Here is a 21,934-nt window from a genome sequence, read left to right on the forward strand (position 1 = left end):
GATGCGCCAATGGCATCACCTGCTGGGCCTGGCCCTGCTGATCAGCGCCGTGCCGGGTTGCAGCACCGGCGCCAACAGTGTGGCCGCCCAGCCCGTGGCACGGCCCGCTGCCGCGCCGGTCGCACGCCAGGAGGGCAACGTTGCCTTGCTCGCCGGCAAGCTGCGCAACGCCGGCCGGGCGCCGGTTTCCATCGTCCAGCTGGGCGACTCGCACACCGCCGCCGACCTGTTCAGCGGTGAACTGCGTCGCCTGCTGCAGGCGCGCTACGGCGACGGCGGCATCGGTTTGGTGCCGGCTTCGCCGGTGCCGGGGATTCGCAACGACCGGGTGATCATCAAGAGCGAGAAGCGCCAGTGGGAGTTGGTGTCGGCGCGCAACCAGCAGAGCAGCCAGTTCCCGCTCGGAGGGTACCTGTCGCTGCCCCAGGCCAAGCGCTCCAGCGTGGTGATCCAGGCGCGTGACCAGGACAGCCACCGCTACAAGATATCGGCGCTGTACCAGGCCAGTGGCACGGCCTCGCTGCTGGCCAACGGCGGCCAGCGCCGGGTGCTGCCGGCGAGCAATGGGCAGTGGCGGTTCAGCCCGGCGTTCACCAATGTCGGCTTGCCAGTGCAGTTGGCGGTGGAGGGCGGCAACGTCGCGCTGGGGGGCTGGTATATCCAGGGGCAGAAGAATGCCGGCGTGACCTATTCGAGCCTGGGTATCAATGGTGCGCGCCTTGAGGTGGTGGACAAGTGGCAGCCCGGTTGGCGCGACAGCCTCAAGGCGGTGGCGCCGGACCTGGTGATCCTCGCCTATGGCACCAACGAGGCGTTCGACGACACGCTTGACCTGGGGCTTTACCAGGCACAGCTGGATGCAACGCTCAGCAACCTGCGCAAGGACCTGCCACGGGCGGCGATCCTGCTGGTTGGGCCGCCGGATTCGATCAAGCAGCGCAAGGCGGGCAGTTGCACGGCGCGCCAGCCACGGCCGCTGGCGTCGGTGATTCGTATCCAGAAGCAGATGGCGCAGCGGCACAAGGCGCTGTTCTGGGACTGGCAGGGGTTCATGGGCGGGCCGTGCGCGATTGCCGGGTGGCAGGCGAGTGGGTTGGCGCGGCCGGATCTGGTGCACCTGACGGCGGATGGCTATCGCAAGAGTGCGGCGGGGTTGTATGAGTTTTTGAAAGGGCCGTTGGGGTTGCGTTGAGGTTCGGGCGCAGGGCGATAGCCTTGCAGTGTTCTCTGGATCGAGCGCCGCCCGCGCGGCGCTCGATCTCATGGTCGCTGCAACTCTCCCGGCGAGCACCTCGAAAGGCCGACGCCTAACCTCTGTCAGACATTTCCGAATCTGAAACAAAATCCTTCAGCCGGTTAGCGCTTGGGACCTATCCTACGCGCTTGCCGGAAGGCTCTGAATTGGCTGGGAAATGCCCCGGGGGTAACGTCGCTGGGTCGTCATATTTGGCGACCGGGTGTGAGAAGCCTGTTGTGTTTCTAGATTCAGGTTGCCTGTAATGGTAGCCGTGCGCGTGCAGGCTTCGGTCTGGCCGTGGTGTCTGGAACACGGTCTTCTCACCTCGCGTACGGCTGCCACCCTTGTCTGTGAGAAGGATGCCGGTGGTTGCTCTAGAATCCATTTCCAGAGTGACAACAATGAAAAAGATCATTCCAGATCCACCTTACCCAATTCCTTTCGTCACCATCATCAGCGACCTCGACCCTGAGGAAGCCATGGCCCACGCCAACAAGCTGATGCACACCCTCAGCGACACCATTAGCGCCTACACCCACTGCCCACGTGACGAACGCCTGGACGTGATGATGGACAGCGCCGAAATCCTCGCTCAACTGGTCATCGCGTTGGTCCGCCACGCCCGGGCCAAGGGGGCGCCGGTATGAGCGACGACCATAAGCCCGGCCCAACCCAGGGCACGACCACCTGCCTCGAGATCTTCCGTATCCAGCCGGGCATTCCTTTCGATCACGCTTTCAGCGACCTGTCGGTGCTGCTTGGCTGCGTGGCGCATTTCACCACCGAAGCGGAGATGGAGGGGGATCTCATGGCCGCCAGCGCCGCGCGGATTCTCAGCGGGCTGGCCAAGGGGCTGATCGATGACATGGAGTTGGGGTTGAATCGGTAGTTCATCGCGGGAATAGCCCTGTGTGTTCAGGGTGTTCGGCGGAAAAGTTGTAGCGCTCTTTAGATCGCGCGCCGCGCGGGCGGCGCTCGATTTCGAGGCCGCCACAAGGCTGCCGCCTAGCGCCTGGCCGTCGTTACGCGATCAAAAAAACCAACAGGGATCAAGCCGGTTCTACATCCAGCTCAACCATCGCCTCGCGATACCGCGCCAGCTCTTCGATGGTCAGCACCGGCAGGTTGTACTGGCGCGCATACACCGCCACCTCCTCGCCCCGGGCCATGCTGCCATCGGGGTTCATCAGCTCGCACAGCACCGCCGCCGGGCGCAGGCCGGCCAGCCGAGCCAGGTCCACCGAGCCTTCGGTGTGGCCACGACGGGTCAGCACGCCGCCATCACGGGCGCGCAGCGGGAACACATGGCCCGGGCTGACGATATGGCGCTCCTGCGCGGTGGAGCGCAGCGCGGCTTCGATGGTGGTGATGCGGTCCTGGGCCGACACGCCGGTGCTGACCCCTTCGGCCGCCTCGATGGTGACGGTGAAACCGGTGCCATGGCGGGCCTGGTTGTTCTGCACCATCGGCGCAAGTTGCAGGGCGTCGACGGTGGCTTCGTCCAGGCACAGGCAAACGATACCGCTGCAGTCGCGGATCATCATGGCCATGGTCTGCAACGACAGGTTCTCGGCGGCGGCGACGATGTCGGCTTCGTCCTCGCGGTCGTCGTCGTCGAGCAGCAGCACGGGGCGCCCGGCCTGGAAGGCGGCGATGGCGGCGCTGACGTTGGGGAATTGCTGGTTGAGCAAGGTGGACATGAAACGCTCCTCGTGAATGATCGATGAACGTCTCGGGGCGAACAAAATGCGCGCGCAAGGGCGCCTGGATGGCCCCTGCCAAACGCCTTCTTTCATCCGGACTATGACCGTCGGCCCTGGAATCTCACCAGATCTGCTGACCCCCGGCATGGCCGGGGCGCTCGCGGGCTCATCTTTCGATTTACCGCCGGTGGGGACTTTCACCCCGCCCTGAAGACCGGCCAAGCATACAGCACGCTGCCAGCATGCTGGCAAGCCCTACGACTTTAGTTGCTGCCAGTCCAGCCCGAAGCGCGCCAGGTACTTGCGCAGGCGGTCGGCGTCGTTGGGGTTGGCCTTTTCCTGGCGCGACACCGCGAACAGCTGGCGCCCGGCCTCGGACAGGCTCGGGGCGCGGCGGCACACGTCCAGCACCGCCTGTAGCTGCACCTGGTCGAACAGGTCCAGTTCGCGGCCGGCCAGCAGTGGCTCCGCCGCCGGTTCCAGGCCCCAGGCATAACTCAACCGACCAATCTCTTCCTCGACCAGTGCTTCGTCGATGCGTCCGCTGTCGGCCAGGGTCGCCATGCGCGTGATCGATGCCGACAGCTCGCGGAAGTTGCCGGCCCAGCGCGCTTCACTGGCGTGGGCGAAGGCCAGGTAGCGGCGCTTGGCCTCAAGGTTGAAACGCACCTGGCGCCCTTGTTCGCGGGCATGGCGCTGCAACTCGAAATCGAGGTTGGGTTCGATGTCCTCGCGGCGTTCGGCCAGGCCCGGCAGGGCGAAGGTCCACAGGTTGATGCGGGCGAACAGGTCCTCGCGGAACGAGCCGTCGGCGACCTTGGCGCGCAGGTCGCGGTGGGTGCCGGCGATCAGCTGGAAGTCGCTCTCCACCTCGCGATCGGCGCCCAGCGGGAAGAAGCGCTTTTCTTCGATGGCCTTGAGCAGCATGGCCTGTTCGTCGGCACCCAGTTCGCCGATCTCGTCGAGGAACAACATGCCGCCGTCGGCGGCGCGCAGCAGGCCGTCGCGGGCGTTCTGCGCGCCGGTGAAGGCGCCCTTGGCGTGGCCGAACAGGGTCGACATGGCACCGTCGCCACGCAGGGTGGCGCAGTTCACTTCGATGAAGCGCCCGCCGAGTTGGTGGCGGCCGCGCTTGAGTTCATGGACGCGGCGGGCCAGGAACGATTTGCCGGCGCCGGTCGGGCCGACCAGCAGCATCGGCGCCTTCGAGCGCAGGGCGACCCGCTCGATCTGCTCGATGGTGCGGTTGAAGCCCGGGTTGCGTGTGGCGATGCCGGACTTGAGCAGCGACTGCCCCTCGACCTGCTCGCGGCGAAAGCGCGAGGCGATCGGGTCGTAGCGCGACAGGTCGAGGTCGATCAGGGTGGCGATGCCGGCCGGGTCGCTGTTTTCGTCCTGCTTGCGCGAGGGCGAGGTCTGTACCAGGCGCGCCGGCAAGTAGCGCGCCTCGGTGAGCAGGAACCAGCAGATCTGCGCGACGTGGGTGCCGGTGGTGATGTGCACGAGGTAGTCCTCGTGCTCAGTGTCGAAGCTGTAGTCGCTGGCGAAGTCGTGCAGGGCGCCGTAGACCTCCTCGAAGTCCCACGGGTTGCGCAGCGCCAGCGGGTGCAGGCGCACCTCGGTGCCGGGCGAGACCTGCTGGATGTCGCCGCGGATGCGGTCGGCCAGGCTCTGGTCGCGGGCGCTCGGGCCGTGGATCAGCTCCAGGCGGTCGATGGGCAGGTCGGGTTGCTGGCACAGGCCGATGGTCGGCCGCCACTTGTTCCAGCGCGCCGCACCCTTGCCGTTGCGGTCGAGGGTGGTGCCGAGAAAGCCGATGGCGACGAGGGGCTTGGTCATCCGTGATTATCCAAAAAGATAAATGTGTATCGCAGGATATACGAAAAATGTAATCGATATGTCCGTTGCAGTGCGCTAGTGAATTCGCCAGATAAAAATAAATCGTTATAAATCAGATAGTTAAAAAATATTTTAAGACTTGAGTGAAAACCTGGCACGCCGCTCGCTATATCCCTCCCGACCGCATCGCCAGGCAGGCCCTCGGGTCAGGGGATCAACCCCCGCCGGTGCACGTACCCACCTTCAGGTGTCGGTGTCGTGCATGCCGCCGCCGCAACGACCGGTCTTTGCGGCGCAAGCCTTGAACAGGCTTGCGAGGCGCTCGTCGGGCCCTGTCCCGACACTACCCTTCCACGGTAGCTACAAACGCAACACCCGCAGGTGGGGCACAGGCAACGCAACCAGGGCCAGGATGGTCCGCTTTTGCGAAGGACGCCTGGGCCACCGCTGGCCCACCCGGCCCGCCGGCCGGGCCTGGCGCAACGATGGCGGCCACCGGAGCAAACGCTCCCGGCCCCGGACTCCGCCAGGCTTCGCCCACGGCGCTCGGTGAGTCGGCGACCACCCGCAACCAAGGATATTGATAAAAGGATGAGCAAGATGAAACTGTTGAAACGCTTTGTGGTGAAGAAAAACGAACGCGGCCTGTTGATGAGCGAAGGCGACTTCGTGTCGATCCTCGAGCCTGGCCAGTACCAGCGTTTCGACTGGCAAGACCGGCTGACGGTGACCACCTTCAGCCTCCAATCCCCGCTGTTCGACCACCCGCTGGCGCAGTACCTGCGTGGGCATGAGCCGGCACTGGTCGAACAGCATTTCGAAGCCATGGACCTGGCGCAGCACGAGGTTGGCCTGCGTTTCGAGAACGGCCGCCTGGTCGAGCTGCTGGCCCCTGATAGCCGCCGCCTGTACTGGAAAGGCCAGGTCGAGCATGGTTTGCAGCGCATCGACTTGAATCAGGGCCGGCGCCTGGACGATGAACTGGTGGTTCGCCTGAACCGCCCCGGTGTGGTCGGCACGGACCTGGTCCTGCTGGCGCTGGTGCCGGCCTTCCATGTCGGCGTACTGAAGATCGACGGCGTGGTGGCCGGGTTGCTCGAGCCGGGCCGGCATGGTTACTGGCGCTGCGGCAGCCAGGTAGCGGTGGAGATGGTCGACACCCGCCTGCAGGCGCTGGAGGTGAACGGCCAGGAGATCCTCACCCGCGACAAGGTCAGCCTGCGCCTGAGCCTGGTGGCCAACTGGCGCTACACCGATGTGCTCGGTGCCCACGGGCAGATGAGCAAACCGGTGGAGCATCTGTACCGCGAGCTGCAGTTCGGCTTGCGTGCGGCGGTGGGTACCCGCACCCTCGACGAGCTGCTGGAGGACAAGCAGTCCATCGACGGTAGCGTCGCCGAGCACCTGCTGGCACAGCTGCAAGGCAGTGGCCTGGAAGTCAGCAGCCTGGGGGTGCGCGACATCATCCTGCCGGGCGAGATGAAGACCCTGCTGGCGCAGGTGGTGGAGGCGGAGAAGGCCGCCCAGGCCAACGTGATCCGGCGCCGCGAGGAAACTCAGGCGACTCGCTCGCTGCTCAACACCGCCAAGGTGATGGAAGGCAACCCGACGGCCCTGCGCCTGAAGGAGCTGGAAACCCTGGAGCGGGTGGCCGAGCGCATCGACCGGATTTCGGTGTTCGGTGGCCTGGATCAGGTATTGAATGGAATGGTCAGCCTCAAGGCGGGTTGACCCTTTGCGACATGACGTAGCGCAACAAGGAACAAGGCAATGAACATACTCGAAGTGGCGGGCGGCAAGCCGATCAAACTGTGGACCGACGGCGTGCCGGTCGAGGACGACGCCCGCAAGCAACTGATGAACACGGCGAAGATGCCGTTCATCTTCAAGCACCTGGCGGTGATGCCGGACGTGCACCTGGGCAAGGGCTCGACCATCGGCAGTGTGATCCCCACCGTGGGCGCGATCATCCCGGCAGCGGTGGGCGTGGACATCGGTTGCGGCATGATCGCCGCGCGCACCTCGCTGCACGCCCGCGACCTGCCGGACAACCTGCACGGCCTGCGCACGGCCATCGAGAAGGCCGTACCCCACGGCAAGACCTTCGGCCAGCGTGACCAGGGCGCCTGGGACAACGTACCGAGCCAGGCCGACCAGGTGTGGAGCGGACTTGCCGGGCGCTTCAAGGCGATCACCGACAAGCACCCGCGGCTGGAGAAGACCAACAACCGCCAGCACCTGGGAACGCTGGGGGGCGGCAACCACTTCATCGAAGTCTGCCTGGACGAGGCCGACCGCGTCTGGTTCATGCTGCACAGCGGGTCGCGCGGTGTGGGTAATGCCATTGGCAACCTGTTCATCGAACTGGCCCAGGCCGACATGCGCCAGCACATGGTCAACCTGCCGGACCGTGACCTGGCGTACTTCGAGGAAGGCAGCCGCCACTTCGCCGACTACGTCGAGGCGGTGGAATGGGCGCAGGACTTCGCCCGGCACAACCGCGAGCTGATGATGCTGGCGGTGGTCGCCGCCACCCGCAAGGTGTTGGGAAGGCCGTTCGAGGCCAGCCTCGAAGCGGTCAACTGTCACCACAACTACGTGCAGAAGGAGCAGCACTTCGGCCGCGAGGTATTGGTGACCCGCAAGGGCGCGGTGTCGGCGCAGAAGGGCCAGCTGGGCATCATCCCAGGCTCGATGGGCGCCAAGAGCTTCATCGTCCGCGGCCTGGGCAACGAGGAATCGTTCTGCTCGTGCAGCCACGGTGCGGGCCGGGTGATGAGCCGCACCAAGGCCAAGAGCCGCTTCACCGTCGAGGACCAGCAGCGCGCCACCGCCCATGTGGAGTGCCGCAAGGACAAGGACGTGATCGATGAGATTCCAATGGCCTACAAGGATATCGATGCGGTCATGCACGCCCAGCGCGAGCTGGTCGAAGTTGTGCACACCCTGCGTCAGGTGGTGTGCGTGAAAGGTTGAACCCCTGCACAAGGATCGGGGCCATGAATCAGGAAGCATTGCATCCACTGTCTACTGCCATGCGTGAGCGGGTGCTGGATGAATTGCAACGTATCGAGCGCGAGCACCAGGTGACGGTGCTCTACGCCTGCGAGTCCGGCAGCCGGGCCTGGGGCTTCGCCTCGCCGGACAGTGACTACGATGTGCGTTTCATTTACGTACCGCGTGCCGATTGGTACCTGCGCGTGGATGAGCCGCGTGATGTGATCGAGCGGCCCTTGAGCGATGAGCTGGACGTCAGCGGCTGGGAGCTGCGCAAGGCCTTGCGCCTGATGCGCGGCGCCAACCCCAGCCTGCTCGAGTGGCTGGGCTCACCGCTGGTGTACCGCGCCGACGCCGAGGCTGCGCGAGGCTTGCGGGCGTTGGGTGATGAATGCTATTCGCCGCGGGCGGTGCGTCATCATTACCTGTCGATGGCGCGCAAGAACCTGCGCGGCTATCTGCTGGGCGAGACGGTGCGCTACAAGAAGTACCTCTACGTGATCCGACCGTTGCTGGCGGTGCGCTGGATCGACCGCGGGCTGGGCATGCCGCCGACGGCATTTCCGGCATTGATGGCGCGTACCGTCGACGAGCCGGGGTTGCAGGTGGCGATCGATGCGTTGCTTGAGGTGAAGCGGCGCTCGGGCGAGGCTGAGCAGGGGCCGCGTGATGAAGTGCTGCATGCGTTCATCGAGGCAGAGCTCGAACGGGCCGACGGGGCGCAGGAGGTTCCAGTGGCGCGCGGGGATACTGGCAGGTTGGATGTGTTCCTGCGCGAGACCGTTTGGCGGTTTACGCAACCCGTACCTCTTTGATTTGGCGCGAGCCCTGTAGGAGCGGCTTCAGCCGCGATCACCCGCAATGCGGGTGCCAGGCACCGCGTTGCCTGGATCGCGGCTGAAGCCGCTCCTACAGGGATCGCGCAGAGCTCTGGCTCAGCACGTAGTGCAACGACGCCGGCAGCATCGGGCCGTGCCCCAGGCCCTCAAAGCGCTGGAAGGTCAACTGCAAGCCTTCCACCTGTTCCAGATCGCCGACCAAACCACGCATCGGCCGTTCGGCGTCACCCTCCACAGGCCCCCGTGGATTCGCAGGCTCTTGCGAACCACGCATCAGCAACAGCCGCGGGCGGCTTTCGGCTAACCGCTGCTGCAACCCCGTTGCTTCGCGCAGGATGGCGCCGTCGTTCCACCACAGCGAAGGGCTGGCCGCCGCGTAGTCGCTGAACATGCCGGGGCGGGTGAACAGCGCATGCAGCACCGCAAGGCCTCCGTAGGAGTGCCCCCACAGTGTCTGCCGGTGCGGGTCGATGGCGGCGACGCCGGCGACCATTGGGCGCATGCGTTGTTCCAGCAGGTCGAGGAACGCATCGACGCCACCACTGGGCTGGCCGGTCAGGGGATCGCGCTGTTCGGCCAGCCCAGGCACGTTGGGTGTGTAGTCAAAGGTGCGGGCGTTGCGCTCGATGCGCTGGTCGGTCTGGTAGCCGACGGCGACCAGCACCGGGGCTTGCCCGGCGGCGAGCTGCTCCAGCTGCCGCGCCTGCAGGGCGCCGAGGGCGGCGTTGCCGTCGAGCATCCACAGGACCGGATGGCCGGTCGCGGGGGCCGGGCGCTTGGGTTCGCCGATCCACAGGCGGTAGTGGCGCTGGCCGTCCTGCGAGTCCAGGTCGAGGTGGCTGAAGCGGTAGGCGAGGTCCTGGCGTTGCAGCAGGGTGCTGTCCATCAGTTGCTCGGGCTGCGCCTGGGCGAAGGCCGGGGTGCTCATCGCCAGGGCCAGGAAAAGGGGAAGAAGCTTCATGTCGGTGTTCCTGATCTTTGCGAAACCCATGCAGGCTGACCGGTTCAGCGGCTGATGACCACCTGCGTCTTGTCGTCGTTCACCTGTAGCCCGTAGGTCTGGGTGAGCATGGCCAGGGCCAGGGGCAAGTCATCGACGGGGAAGGTGCCAGAGACGCGCAATGTTCCCACACCCGGATCACAAGCCAATGGCCGTGTGGTGTAACGCATCATCTCCTGTGCCCACTGCGCCAGCGGCATGTCGTCCACCAGCAACAGCCCGTTGCGCCACGCGATCAAGGCTTCGCTGGTCGCCTCGATGGGCCCCAGGCGCTCGTGGCTGAAGCGCACCTGCTGCCCGGCGCGGACGATGGCCTCATGGGGCGCGACGTGAACGGCGCCTTCGTAGACCGCGAGCAGGGTTTCCCCGGGCAGCTGGCGTACGCTGAAGCGGGTGCCCAGTGCGTGCAGGATGCCTTGTTCGGCCTGCACCTTGAAGGGTCTCGCGGGTACCTGCGGGTCGCTGGCGGTGACGATGTACAGCTCGCCGCGTTGCAACTGCAGCAGGCGCAGGTCCCTCGTGAAACGCACATCCATGGCCGTGTCGCTGTTGAGCGAGACACTGCCGCCGTCTGCCAGGCGCACGTCTCGGCGCTCGCCCACGACGGTCTGGTAGTGGCTGTCGGGCGCGCCGCGCCGCCAGGCCCACCAGCCCAGCGGCGCGGCGCCGATCAACAGCAGCAACCCGCGCAGCACGGTGCGCCGGTCGTGGCTCGTTGGCCGCGCCAGACTATGCCTGGCCAGGGTCGGGGGCAGGGTGCCGAGGCGATCGAGCAGGCGCTGGGCGCGGTTCCACGCCCGTTCGTGTTCCGGATCGGCTTGCCGCCACTGCGCCAGACGAGCCTTCTGTTCCGCGGTCAGCGGCCCTTCCTGCATCAGCAGCAACCACGAGGCGGCCTGGGCGAGCACTGGGCGAGCGATCGATGTATCAGTCATCAGGCATCTGGCTCAAGCAGGTCAGGTAGCCTTCGTGGATGTACTTCTTCACCGTCGGCAGGGCGATGTTCAGGGCCTGGGCGATGTCCTTCTGTTTCATGCCATCGAGGGTCGCCATCAGGAACGCCTGGCGCACGCGCGGGCGCAGGGTGTCGAGCACGGCGTCGATCTCGTGCAGGGTCTCGAGGATCACGCTTTGCTGCTCCGGGGAGGGATGCTCTGGCGCCGGGACCTGCGCCAGCGCTTCGAGCCAGGCCTGTTCGAGGGAGTGACGACGGCGCCAGCTGACCAGCACGCAGTTGGCGATGCGGGCCAGGTAGGCGCGGGGTTGGCGCAGGGTGTCCGGCTGCGTGGCGTCGCGGCTGGTGAGCACGCGCAGGAAGATGTCCTGGGCCAGGTCGTCGGCCACGCCATGCCCCCACGAGCGCAGCCGATACGCCAGCCAGCCGCGCAACCAGGCGTGGTTCTCGAGGTACAGCGTCGTGACGGCGCAGGGATCGGTGCGCAGGGGAGGGTTTTCGAAGGCGGTCATGGTGGGCTGAATCGGAGTTGTGATTGCGCAAATGAAAACCATTATCACTGGTTTCCTTTGATTCACAAGCCTCCGATGAAAATACGAATCGAGTGCATATACCTTTTTCGATCTCGTGCGACAGAAAGGGTAGAAGCCCGCATCGAGTGCCGGGCGCAAACCCTACGAGCGAGAAAAGCATGCCCGCAGCACGTCGGTTTCCCCCTGTTTCGCGCCCTTTGCCGCGCCCGTCCCCGATCAGTTTCGCCGTACGCTGCGCGATGCTCGGCTGCCTGATGGCAGGCGGCGCTTCCCTGGCCCAGGCCGCTGGCGCGGCAACCAGCGTGGCCACGCGCCTGGACGACGCCACACTGCGCGACTACGACATCGGCCAAGGCCCATTGGGGACTTCGCTGGGGGTGTTCGCCAACCAGTCCGGCCTGCTGCTCTCCTATGACCCCGAGCTGACCCGGGGGCGTGCGGCGCCCTCGCTCAAAGGGCGCTACACGGTGCTGGAAGGGGCGCGTCGCCTGTTGGCGAACACCGGGCTGCAACTGCTGGCGAGCGCGTCGGGCACCTACCTCCTGGCGCCGCAGACCCAGGCATCTTCCACCGCCACCGAGTTGAGCGCGACCGTGGTCGATTCCACCGAACTGCTCGATCCGCAGCAGGACACCTACCGCGCGCCTCGTTCAACGGTGCATCTGTCGCGGGAAGACCTTGACCGCTTCGGCACGGTGTCGGTGGGCGACATGCTCAAGGGCGTGGCGGGCGTGCAGGTGGGCGACAGCCGCAATGGCGGTGCACTCGACGTCAATATCCGGGGCATCCAGGGGCAGAGCCGGGTGGCCGTTCGGGTCGATGGTTCGGAGCAGGCGCTGGATGTTTATCGCGGCTACGGCGGCACCCAGCAGCGCAGCTACATCGACCCGGACCTGCTCAGCAGCGTCACCGTCAACAAAGGCCCGAGCACCCGCTCGGGCGCAATCGGCGGCTCGGTGGAGATGAAGACCCTGGGCGTCGACGACATCCTGGTGGACGGCAAGGACGTGGGCTTACGCCTGACCGGCAACCTCTGGAACAACGGCGTCGAGCCCGACCATCGCAACAGCCATTCCCGGGACGAGGACCTGAGCGCCGCACCCCGTGACAAGCGCAACGGCCTGTTCGGTTCGAAGGCCGAATCTGGCAGCGCGGCCTTCGCCTACAGCAACGAGCGCGTAGACCTCGTGGCGGCCTATGCGCACCGCAACCAGGGCAACTACTTCTCGGGCAAGAAAGGCCAGGACCGCTACCGCCTCTACGATCGCGATGGTGACGAGCAGTCCAGCGTGGCCACCACCTACAACGCCGGCGAGGAGGTGCTCAACTCGTCGGCGCAGACCGACTCCTACCTGCTCAAGAGCACCTGGCGGCTGGCGGACGACCACACCCTGGAGCTGGGCTACCGTCGTTTCGAAGGGCGCATGGGCGAGATCATGCCGTCGGACATCTTCCGCTTCGGCACGGCCGGCATCTATCAGTACCCCCAGTCCGAAATCGACATCGACACCTACACCGCGCGCTACCACTACCTGCCCGAAGGCAACCCGTGGGTGGACCTCACCGGCAACCTGTGGATGACCGACTCGAAGACCAGCACACTGAGCGCGGCCTGGATGGCGCCCAAGTCGCAGCTGTTTCGCACCGACCGCAGCTGGTCGCGCCAGGACGACCGGCGTATCGGTGGCGACTTGAACAACGTGTCGCGCTTCACCACAGGCTACGGCGACTTCAAGCTCGACTTGGGTGGCACCTTCCAGGTCGAGGACTTGCAACCGCAGAAAAACGTGGTCGCCACCCAGCACGACATCAACGCCAACCGCATGCTGCGCGATGCATCACGCCAGGAGTTCAGTTTCAACGGCAAGCTGGAGTACCAGCCCATCGAGCAGGTGACGCTGTGGGGCGGCGGCCGCTACGCCCACTACCGTACCAAGGACAACACCGTGCTGGCCGAGGCCCGCCGCGAGGAGCGCGAGATGCGCTGGCTCACCGCGAGCAGCCCGGGGCATTGGGGCAGCATGATGTGGTTCCCCGACCAGAACGGGCAGTACACCGATGCCACCGACCCACGCCTGAACAACGGCATCGTCTTCGAGAACAGCAACGAGCCGTTCAATGGCGTGCCGTTCAACGAGTCTGGCGCGGTCGACGTGACGGTGTATCCGGAAGACATCAGCAGCGTCGTCACCGGTTACGACTACACCCCGCAGGGCAAGAGCAGCGGTGGCGGCTTCGCGCCGGCCTTCGGCATCAACGTCGAGTTCCTGCCCGACACCTTCGTCTATGCCTCGTACACCCAGGGCCTGCGCCTGCCTTCGTTGTTCGAGACCAGCCAGGGCACCCAGCAGGTCACCCCGGGCAAGCACCTCGAGCCCGAGCGTTCGCGCAGCTGGGAAGTCGGGGTCAGTGCCTTGCGCAGCAACCTGCTGACCGCGGGCGACGAGGCCTCGGCGAAGCTGGCGTTCTTCGACAACGACATCAAAAACTACATCACCCGCTACTACGACCCGAGCCCGGGCAAGTGGGGGCAGATGACCTTCAGCAACACCGACCGTTTCCGCACCCGTGGCCTGGAGCTGCAGTCGCACTACGATGCCGGGCGCGTGTTCGCCGACCTGTCGGCCACCTACTACCTGAAGACCGAAACCTGCGACGCGGCCTTCGCCGCCAAGCTGCGGGCCAGCGCCAATCGTTACCAGCCCACCCACAACACCCCGGACTGCACGCCGGGCAGCTACATGGGCTCGTACACCAACACCCAGAACCCGCCGAAGTTCTCGGCCAACCTCACCACCGGCCTGCGCTTCTTCGACGAGGCGCTGACCGTGGGTGGGCGCATGACCTACACCTCCGGCCCCACCGCGCAGATGGACAAGCCATGGCAGACTGGCGCCACCACGCCGCAGATCGACTATCGCTCGGTGGTATTGTTCGACCTGTTCCTCAAGTACAAGGTGCTGGAGCACACCGAACTGAACCTGTCGGTGCAGAACCTGACGGACCGCTATTACCTGGACCCGCTGGCGCAGAGTTTCATGCCAGCACCGGGGCGGACAGTGCGGGTGGGGATGCAGACACGGTTCTAGCCCCCCCTGCGAATCCGAAAAGCCATCAGTGGGCCCGATGCTGCGCAAGTGTCCGGGCCTGCAACGCCTCCTGTTATTTCCCACGTTTCTTGGTGTTTGTGCTGACACAGATCCGCACACCTGCCCCATATCGCTTGTCGAAATCACGCACATAACGTACGGATTTTCCCTGCCAACTTTCCATACGCTTCGACTTAGAGTTTTTCGCAGCAACGCTCGGATCGCCTGAACGAGCCGCTGACCGTCAGCGGCGCTTTAGACGCTCCCGATGTTTCAACCGTGTCGCAATTCGGAGGTGGCGGGCAGTTCCCACGCCTGCTTGCGAATTGGCCACGGTTGTTTCTCAGTTCATGGCTCGGAGCTCGATCGATGAATCTCGTACACGTTGAAGCACTCTGTGCGCTGGATGACCCCTACCTGGTCGGTGAGCACGCCGATCATCTGTTTGATGCCGCGATGCGTGAAATCACGGCTTACCACCAACAGCATTCACCGGGCTATGCCGAGTGGTTGCGCCAACAGCAATTCGATCCTTCTGCCCCGGGTCTGGAGACGTGGGGGCAGTTGCCACCGATATTCGCCAACTACCTGAAGAAGCACCTGCTGCTCAGCGAGACAGGGTTGGATGCCCTGGAGCTGACCTCGTCAGGCACCACGGGCCAGAAAAGCCGAATGCGCTATGACGCTCGCAGCCTGGGGGCCGCGCAAGGTATGGTCGACCGGATCTATCGGCGGTATGGCTGGGACACGCCGCAAGTGCCCTGCAACTACCTGAAGCTGGGCTACGAGCCCGTCGGGCACAGCGCGCTTGGCACCGCCTATACCGACGATTTCCTTGGCAAGTACGCGCCCGTCAAACAGGCGTTCTATGCCCTGCGTCATAACGGTAGGCAAACAGAGTTCGACCCCTTCGGTGTCATCGAGGCATTGCGGCGGTTCGCGCAGGATGATGCGCCTCTGCGCATCCTGGGATTCCCGGCATTCATGTGGTTCGTCCTCGAACGAATGCGTGAAATGAAGATTGCGCCGCTGGAGTTTGCCGCCGAATCGTTGGCCATGTTCGGCGGTGGCTGGAAAACCCATGCCGACCAGCAGATCCCCAAGGCCCAGCTGTATGCGCGAATGAACGAACAGCTGGGTATACCGACCTCGCGCTGCCGCGACGGTTATGGCTCCGTCGAGCATTGCGTGCCCTATGTCGAGTGCGCGAACCACCGCCACCACGTGCCCACCTACTCCCGTGCCTACACCCGCCACACCGGGACGTTCGCCTTGCAGGGTTACGGGCAGCCGGGGCTCATCCAGTTCGTGTCGCCGTACATCACCTCCAGCCCCGCCCACAGCATCGTGATGAGTGACCTGGCGGTGCTGCATCGCGGTGACGAGTGTGGCTGCGGCATTGCCACCGACTGGTTCGAGATTCTTGGGCGTGCGGGTACCGGCAAGAGCCGCAGTTGTGCGTTGGCCGCCTCCGAACTGATAAGGGAGAACTGATATGTACCTCATTCAAGGGCACTACCTGGCGGACCTGACGCTGGACCAGGCATTGGTGCGGTTGACGGGCGAACTGGCGCACACGTTGAGCCATCCCTGCGGGATCGAGACCGTGCTGGCCTGCGCCGGTCGGTTTGCCGAGAAACTGCTGGACGGTGAGTTCCTGGCCGAGCTCGACGCCGCTTTGCGGGAGCAGCTGCGAGCGTTCTGCCAGCCTGACGTTCTGCGCGCCAAGCTGGAAAACGAATTGGGCGTCAATCCATTCTCCCTGCGTCGTCGCGATTATCGGGTCCCCCGCTTCGAAAGCTGGCGGCCGCTGGGGCTCATCCTGCATATCACCCCCGGCAATGCGCCGCTGCTGCCATTCTTTGCCGTGCTGGAAAGCTTGCTGGTGGGCAACGTCAACTGGCTGCGCCCCAGCGCACGCGACCAGGGCTTGAACACCCGGTTGCTGCAGGCCTTCCTGCAGTGCGACCGATCCGGCGAACTGGCCAACCATGTGGCGGTATTGCCGGTGGCCAAGGCCGAGCTCGCGAGGTTGATGCCCTATGCCGATGGTGTTTCGGCCTGGGGGGGAAGCGAGGCATTGAAGACCATTCGCGACCAGATGCCAGACGGCTGTCGATGGATTCCCTGGGGGCACAAGGTCAGTTTTGCCTGGCTGGTGCCGGAGGCGGTTGATGAGTGTGCGCTCGATGCGCTGGCCGACGAGGTCTGCCGCCTGGACCAGCAGGCATGTTCCAGCCCGCAGGTGGTGTTCGTCGACAGCGACGATGCGGACACGCTGCGAGCGTTGGGCGGGCAACTGGCCGCGGCGATGCGGCGCCGCCATGCCCTCTGGCCTGCGTTATCGCCCGGTGTGCAGGAGGCTGCGCAGGTCACCACCAAACTTGCATTGGCCGAGTTGGACCATGCGTTCGTCGATGGCCGAGGCCAGGTCTGGAGGGGCCAGGGCTGGCAGATTATCCTTGAGCACGTGATGGCGCTTGAGCCCTCGCCACTGTTTCGCACGATCCTGCTTCGACCGTTGCCGCGCCGGGCGGTGATGCATGCCCTTCGCCCTTGGCGCACCCGGTTGCAGACCTGCGGCCTGGTCAGCGCGGGCCACGACATTGCCCACCTCAGCCAGTTGCTCCTGGCTGCCGGGGTCGATCGGGTCACGTCGGTGCAGACAATGCACGACGGCTATAGCGGTGAACCTCACGATGGCGTGTATGCCCTGGGCATGTTGGCTCGCCGGGTTTCCGTGAGCCTGGCGCAGGGCTGCCTGCCCAGGCAGGCGACCTTGGATGCCTGTGGCCAGGCGCCTGCCGGCCTGGAAGGGCAACCGATCATGAGCCGCAGCGCATTCCTGGACAGCTCGATGAGTGCGCAGGCACAGCTGTTCTTCCGGACGGGTGGGACCACGGGAACGCCAAGCCTTGCCGGATATACCTACCGCGATTATCACCGGCAGATGCAGGCTGCGGCCGACGGACTGTTTGCCGCCGGCCTGGAGCCTGGCAAGGATCGGGTCATCAACCTGCTGTACGGGGGCAATCTATACGGCGGCCTGCTCAGTTTCTTCACGGTCCTGGACAAGCTTGGCGCCTGTCACTATCCGATGGCTGGACCCCAAGGTGACGATTACCAGGCGATAGCCCAGCTCATCGTCTCTGAACGTATCGACACTGTGATCGGCATGCCGACCACGGTGCATCAACTGTTCTTCCGCGAGGCCGCAACATTGCGAGCCTATGGCGGGATCCGCAAGGTACTGCTGGGCGGTGAACACCTTGCCCCGGTACAGCGCTCGTTCATCCAGGGCTTTGGCGTCGAGACCATCCGTTCCGCGCTCTATGGCTCCGTCGATGCCGGCCCCCTGGGCTACACCTGCGCGTCCAGCCCGGATGGGGTCTTCCACCTGATGGGCGATACCCAATGGCTGGAAATCGTCGACCCTGACCGCGATGAGCCGGTTGCCCCGGGTGAGGCGGGGCGCTTGCTGTTCACCTCGAAGGCCCGGGAGGGGCAGGACGTTGCCCGTTACGACATCGGCGACATGGGGCGTTGGGTGAGTGGCCAGTGCCCATGCGGCGTGCCGGAGCCACGTTTCGAGCTGCTGGGGCGTCACGGTGCGCGGGTGCGCATTGGTTCGCTGTTCATCCGGCCGCAACGGCTGGCCGCGCTGGCCGAAGCCCCGGTGCAACTGCACCTGGAGCACAACCCTGACAATGGTCTGGAACGTATTCGCCTGCTGGCGGAGGCTGAGCCCGAGGTGGTCAGGGCCAGGGTGTGTGCCGATGCCGAGTTGAGCAAGGCAGTGACACTTGGGTTGTTGGAGCTGGAGGTGTGCCAACGGGCGCAGCAGCACTTCGAGAACCACCCGCAGACTGGGAAGACACCATTGCTTATCGACAAACGTCGCTGACCCACGGTGCCTTTAGAGGAGGCAGCAACATGGATTACTACAGCAAATGCCCGCTTGCACTGGCATGGCTCGTCGATCATGTCCGAGCTCATTCCCCTTACTATGCGCAGCTGTATCGGGGGCTCCCGAAAACGGGCTGGACACTGGCCGACCTGCCGATGGTCGATCCCCACCAGTATTGGGCACGCGGGGCGGTGCTCGAAGGCTGGCCTGTTCTGACAGGGCCGGTAACGGACGCGATCGTCTACAAGACCGGTGGCACGACCGGCGCGGCCAAGCACTCGGTCTACACCCAAGCGGAGTGGGATCGGTTCGTCACGACGTTCGGGCGCAGTCTCTGCGCCTGGCTCGAGCCTGGGGATCGCGTGGCCAATCTGTTCTTCGCGGGTGACCTGTACGCCAGTTTCCTGTTCATTCAAGGGGCGCTGGCCAAGACTCAGGTGCCGATCTGCGTGTTCCCCTTCACCGGGACGGTCGATCCACAGGCACTGGCGACGCAGGTCGGGCAGCACGGGATCAACGTTCTGGCGGGCGTACCGGGAAAACTCCTGCACGCCATCGCCCGTCTCGAACAGGACGGTGTCCAGCTGCCAGGGGTGAGGACGGTCCTGTATGGCGGGGAAAGCGTGTTTGCCGAACAACGCGCGTTGTTCAAGGCAGTGCTGCCCAACGCCAAGGTAGTATCGATCGGCTGTGCCAGCGTGGACGCGGGCCTGATCGGCGCCAGCACGGTCGACTGTGCGCCGGGTGAGCATCGCGTCTTCGAGCCCGACACCCTCGTCGAAATCGTCGATGAAGCCACGGGCGAGCCAATCCACGAGGCCAACCGTACCGGCCTGTTACTGGTGACCAACCTGACGCGCGCCTTGATGCCCGTCATTCGCTACCCCGTCGGTGACCTGGCGCAATGGACCGAAGCCCCCGGGAGCGCCAGCCGCAAGTTCAAGCTCGCAGGGCGCAGCAGCCTCGGTCACCGGGTGCGGGTCGGTTATGCGACGCTCTTCCCGGACGAACTGGCGGTGGCTATCGAGGAACGCCTGGGGCAATGCCAGTGGCAACTGGTGATCGACAGGAAGAACGGCACCGACTTCATCGTGCTTCGTATTGCCCACCCTGGCGACGGCGGATGCGCCGAGGCCTTGCTGCAGTCTCTGAAAGCAGGGGACGCGGCTGTGGTCGAGCTCATGGAGAAGGGGGCGCTGGTGGTGTCGGTCGGTTGGTGCCAACCCTTGGATCTGGTGACGAATCAGCGAACCGGCAAGTTGCTGCGGGTTGTCGACAGGCGAGACTATCAGCCCCTTCCCGAGGAGGCTGCCCGATGATAGTCGTCCGTGGGTTCGAGGAGCACGACGCGGCGCAGGTCAGTGCGTTGTTCAACAGGGTCTATGGCGAAGACTATTTCTACCCGCAGATATACCTGCCCTCCGTCATCTGTCACCACAACCGGACGCGGCACTGGCAATCCGTGGTCGCGTTGCAGGGGGGGCAGATTGTCGGTCATGCCCTGCTGTGGCGCTCATCGGAGGATGACCGTCGTGCCGAGCTGGCCATGATCGTCGTCGATCCCCAGGCGAGGGGGCAGGGCGTCGCCACCCGCTTGGGCCGGCACTTGTGTGACCTGGCCCGTCGGCAACATATGGCTGTGTTGACGATCAAGATGGTCGCCAGCCACGTGTGGACACAGCGACTGGGGGCTGCCCTGGGGTTCCAGGCCACGGGGCTGCTGCTCGATTACGTCGATTCGCCGATCTGCCATCCAGCGCGGGAAACCGCCATCCTGGGTGTGTTGCCTTTGCAGGCGCTACCTCTGCCACTGAGGGGCATGCCAGGCGAGCAGCCGCCGTGGATCGTCCCGCTGATCGAGCGATTCGGAGCGGTTTCGGCCGGCTCTGCCGGGGATCGTGCGGCACTGACGAAAATTACAGTCGAGGATGATCGCCTGGACCTGATCATCGAGTGTGCAAACCACTGCGCGATGATCGAAGCCTCACGATTGTCGTCTACCCGGATGACCCATGTCTGGATCAGGATGGACACCAACCTGCCAATGGCGTTGTCGGTGCTTCATCAGGCAGGTTATGCCGACATGGGGCTTGCCCTGGGGCCTGGGCGGCACTGGTACTGGTTGCTGCAGCGCGGTTTTTCCGGCCGCTCGCTGCAGCTTCACTGCCCGACGGCGCGTGCGTTGCTTGCCAGCGTGAAGCAACAGGCGCACCACGCCGAAGCGTGCTGAGTAGCGTGAATGGTGGGCATTAAAAAGCCGGCTTGTGGCCGGTTTTTTATTCACCTAAAGTACTGTAATTAAAGGGTTTCAACGGTTTCTGTACGGCTGTACCCCCATTTGTTCCCCCAGATGAACCAGGCGTGAGGGATTCGAGGGAGGAAAGGCTGATACAGATGATCGATTTTACCAGAAAGCTGGGCTACGGGATTGTGTGCCATCAGTTCACTCGTCGTGGGCTGGTGGTTCCTGGCTGCATAAAAGGGGCAAGCGAGCTTGCCCCTGTCCTTATGCTTACCTCATGCCGATTGGAGTATCGTTTTCGTCGTAGCAAATAGGGTACTCACAATAGCCCCCGGCAGCGCTGACCTGCTCCGGAGTCACCTGGGGCAGGTAGTCACCTAGCTTTTTCTTGGCCACTTTGTTCTTGTTGATATAGCAATCGTCGTCAGCTTGGGGGTTGCACCAGGCCTCAGTAACTTTGATCTCTTTGCTTTGGTGCTGGGGCTGAGACTTGCCTGACTTGTCTAGCTCGAATTGCTTGACGCCCCCGTCGTAACGGCGATTGAATGTATTTGCAAAAAGCTTATCGTTAACCCCTGCATCTTTATAGAATTTCCAGAGCATTTCACCTGCCTCGGCGTAGCTGACTGGCTTGCCGTTCTTTACATATGGGCCGCCATCGTTTCTATACGCTACAGGCTTCCCGTCAGTGCTTTCTGCTATGTAGTACCAGATCGAAATCTTGAAGTCGGTATTAACTCCCCAATTCCCAACTTGGGCGCTACCATCACTCAACATACAGCGATCATTGATACAGCGTCCTGAATATTGGTTGCTGTAGCTTATGTTTCGGCCTTGGCTTTTGTCGTACTCAACGATGCTTCTAGGGAATTCAAGCCAGGTGCAACTGATGGATTTGTAATCTCCAAAATCGTTGTTTTTACAAGGGATGGCATAGGGGAGCCCTTGTCGCGACTTCTCATCCGGGAAGATTGCTCCATTGGTGTTGTAATTGTCATTGGCGAAAGCGCCAAGCGAAAATAGCGTGAGCATGCTGGCGAATATTTGTTGTTTCATTACTTCTGTTCCTTGTGTTGAGACTCTTTCCTGAACTTCATTTTCTGGTGGTGAATTTTCATTGTCTGGCATGAGGGTCTGGACGCTAGGCAGTCCCTGCTCAGCATCCTCATGCAGGCTTAGATTTCACGTATTGGGTCGTAAATGCCGTGGCCTTATAGGCATCATAGCGGGACGATTTTGCTCATGGCAAGAATCTCCGCAATCCTCGACAATGACGGCAACCTCAAAAAGCTCGGCGCTGCGATACGAGCGCGTCGGTTGGCACTCGATCTATCCCAAGAGGCCCTAGCCGACGCGGCAGGGGTGGACCGTTCTCACATGGGCAAAATAGAGAGAGGGGAGAGAAACGTGACATTCTTGAACATCTTACGAATTGCGGCTGCGGTGCAGTGCAAGCCCTCCGAGCTCCTTATTGACGCTTCGTTGTAGCGCACCTTTTACGCCAAATGCTTTGCGGTATTCAGCTTGGACAGAAATGCCCTTAAGCAGGCACATTGAAGCGATGACCACAGACTAAACAGCCGTTGTTGGCGA

General features: G+C 63.9%; 18 protein-coding genes and 1 riboswitch. Of the genes, 12 read left to right on the forward strand and 6 right to left on the reverse strand.

The window, feature by feature from the left end; all coding sequences use genetic code 11:
- Position 1 precedes the first annotated feature (1 nt).
- The 3 genes from JYG34_RS02785 (at position 2) to JYG34_RS02795 (ending at position 2,126) form a co-directional block, all read left to right on the forward strand.
- Positions 2-1,192, forward strand: a complete 1,191-nt coding sequence (locus JYG34_RS02785) for an SGNH/GDSL hydrolase family protein (protein ID WP_213659379.1) — start codon at positions 2-4, stop codon at positions 1,190-1,192.
- Positions 1,193-1,638: 446 nt separating this feature from the next.
- Positions 1,639-1,884 (forward strand): hypothetical protein, encoded by a 246-nt coding sequence (locus JYG34_RS02790; RefSeq protein ID WP_213659380.1) that lies wholly within the window; start codon positions 1,639-1,641, stop codon positions 1,882-1,884.
- Positions 1,881-2,126, forward strand: a complete 246-nt coding sequence (locus JYG34_RS02795; protein ID WP_213659381.1) for a DUF3077 domain-containing protein — start codon at positions 1,881-1,883, stop codon at positions 2,124-2,126. Before JYG34_RS02790 ends, JYG34_RS02795 begins: the two co-directional genes overlap by 4 nt.
- Before the next feature lie 160 nt (positions 2,127-2,286).
- Here the strand turns inward: JYG34_RS02795 and ribB are convergent, their stop codons facing one another.
- Positions 2,287-2,937: a 3,4-dihydroxy-2-butanone-4-phosphate synthase gene (gene ribB / locus JYG34_RS02800; protein WP_213659382.1), complete on the reverse strand. Its 651-nt coding sequence runs from the start codon at positions 2,935-2,937 to the stop codon at positions 2,287-2,289.
- 80 nt (positions 2,938-3,017) lie between these two features.
- A riboswitch (FMN riboswitch) is annotated at positions 3,018-3,159 on the reverse strand.
- A 36-nt stretch (positions 3,160-3,195) separates the two neighbouring features.
- On the reverse strand, positions 3,196-4,779 hold the full coding sequence (rtcR, locus tag JYG34_RS02805; protein ID WP_213659383.1) for an RNA repair transcriptional activator RtcR: 1,584 nt from the start codon (positions 4,777-4,779) through the stop codon (positions 3,196-3,198).
- A gap of 600 nt (positions 4,780-5,379) precedes the next feature.
- Here rtcR and JYG34_RS02810 point away from each other — a divergent pair.
- From JYG34_RS02810 to JYG34_RS02820, 3 genes are read left to right on the forward strand one after another with little or no spacing between them, the layout of a single operon-like run.
- Positions 5,380-6,510 (forward strand): slipin family protein, encoded by a 1,131-nt coding sequence (locus JYG34_RS02810; protein ID WP_213659384.1) that lies wholly within the window; start codon positions 5,380-5,382, stop codon positions 6,508-6,510.
- Between the two features lie 39 nt (positions 6,511-6,549).
- Positions 6,550-7,755: an RtcB family protein gene (locus JYG34_RS02815; RefSeq protein WP_213659385.1), complete on the forward strand. Its 1,206-nt coding sequence runs from the start codon at positions 6,550-6,552 to the stop codon at positions 7,753-7,755.
- Between the two features lie 23 nt (positions 7,756-7,778).
- Positions 7,779-8,591, forward strand: coding sequence for a nucleotidyltransferase domain-containing protein (locus tag JYG34_RS02820; protein WP_213659386.1), 813 nt, complete (start codon positions 7,779-7,781; stop codon positions 8,589-8,591).
- Positions 8,592-8,685: 94 nt separating this feature from the next.
- Here the strand turns inward: JYG34_RS02820 and JYG34_RS02825 are convergent, their stop codons facing one another.
- Genes JYG34_RS02825 through JYG34_RS02835 form a run of 3 tightly spaced genes read right to left on the reverse strand, consistent with a single transcriptional unit; the run spans position 8,686 to position 11,082 of the window.
- Positions 8,686-9,576, reverse strand: coding sequence for an alpha/beta hydrolase (locus JYG34_RS02825; protein ID WP_213659387.1), 891 nt, complete (start codon positions 9,574-9,576; stop codon positions 8,686-8,688).
- A 44-nt stretch (positions 9,577-9,620) separates the two neighbouring features.
- The gene (locus JYG34_RS02830) at positions 9,621-10,550 is read right to left on the reverse strand and encodes a FecR domain-containing protein (protein ID WP_213659388.1); all 930 of its coding nucleotides are present in this window, start codon (positions 10,548-10,550) and stop codon (positions 9,621-9,623) included.
- Entirely contained in the window at positions 10,543-11,082 is a 540-nt protein-coding gene (locus JYG34_RS02835) for a sigma-70 family RNA polymerase sigma factor (protein ID WP_213659389.1), read from the reverse strand. The genes JYG34_RS02830 and JYG34_RS02835 overlap by 8 nt, the downstream gene beginning before the upstream one ends.
- A 179-nt stretch (positions 11,083-11,261) precedes the next feature.
- On the opposite strand from JYG34_RS02835, the gene JYG34_RS02840 reads away from it, so the two are divergent.
- The 5 genes from JYG34_RS02840 to JYG34_RS02860 all read left to right on the forward strand — a co-directional run bounded on the left by JYG34_RS02840 (position 11,262) and on the right by JYG34_RS02860 (position 20,329).
- On the forward strand, positions 11,262-14,192 hold the full coding sequence (locus tag JYG34_RS02840; RefSeq protein ID WP_283811797.1) for a TonB-dependent receptor: 2,931 nt from the start codon (positions 11,262-11,264) through the stop codon (positions 14,190-14,192).
- 369 nt (positions 14,193-14,561) lie between these two features.
- Positions 14,562-15,686 (forward strand): acyl-protein synthase, encoded by a 1,125-nt coding sequence (locus JYG34_RS02845; protein WP_213659391.1) that lies wholly within the window; start codon positions 14,562-14,564, stop codon positions 15,684-15,686.
- Position 15,687: 1 nt separating this feature from the next.
- Positions 15,688-18,096 (forward strand): acyl-CoA reductase, encoded by a 2,409-nt coding sequence (locus tag JYG34_RS02850; protein WP_213659392.1) that lies wholly within the window; start codon positions 15,688-15,690, stop codon positions 18,094-18,096.
- Positions 18,097-18,125: 29 nt separating this feature from the next.
- Positions 18,126-19,418 carry a phenylacetate--CoA ligase family protein gene (locus JYG34_RS02855; protein ID WP_213659393.1) on the forward strand — a complete coding sequence of 431 codons (1,293 nt, stop codon included), beginning with the start codon at positions 18,126-18,128 and terminating at the stop codon, positions 19,416-19,418.
- Positions 19,415-20,329, forward strand: a complete 915-nt coding sequence (locus JYG34_RS02860) for a GNAT family N-acetyltransferase (RefSeq protein WP_213659394.1) — start codon at positions 19,415-19,417, stop codon at positions 20,327-20,329. The genes JYG34_RS02855 and JYG34_RS02860 overlap by 4 nt, the downstream gene beginning before the upstream one ends.
- A gap of 282 nt (positions 20,330-20,611) precedes the next feature.
- Here the strand turns inward: JYG34_RS02860 and JYG34_RS02865 are convergent, their stop codons facing one another.
- Positions 20,612-21,469 (reverse strand): hypothetical protein, encoded by an 858-nt coding sequence (locus JYG34_RS02865; RefSeq protein ID WP_181126787.1) that lies wholly within the window; start codon positions 21,467-21,469, stop codon positions 20,612-20,614.
- Between the two features lie 114 nt (positions 21,470-21,583).
- Here JYG34_RS02865 and JYG34_RS02870 point away from each other — a divergent pair, with 114 nt between their 5' ends.
- Positions 21,584-21,829: a helix-turn-helix domain-containing protein gene (locus tag JYG34_RS02870; RefSeq protein ID WP_023660923.1), complete on the forward strand. Its 246-nt coding sequence runs from the start codon at positions 21,584-21,586 to the stop codon at positions 21,827-21,829.
- The last annotated feature ends 105 nt before the right edge of the window (positions 21,830-21,934 follow it).

It is taken from the genome of Pseudomonas entomophila (assembly GCF_018417595.1).
In the GTDB taxonomy this organism is placed as follows: domain Bacteria; phylum Pseudomonadota; class Gammaproteobacteria; order Pseudomonadales; family Pseudomonadaceae; genus Aquipseudomonas; species Aquipseudomonas entomophila_C.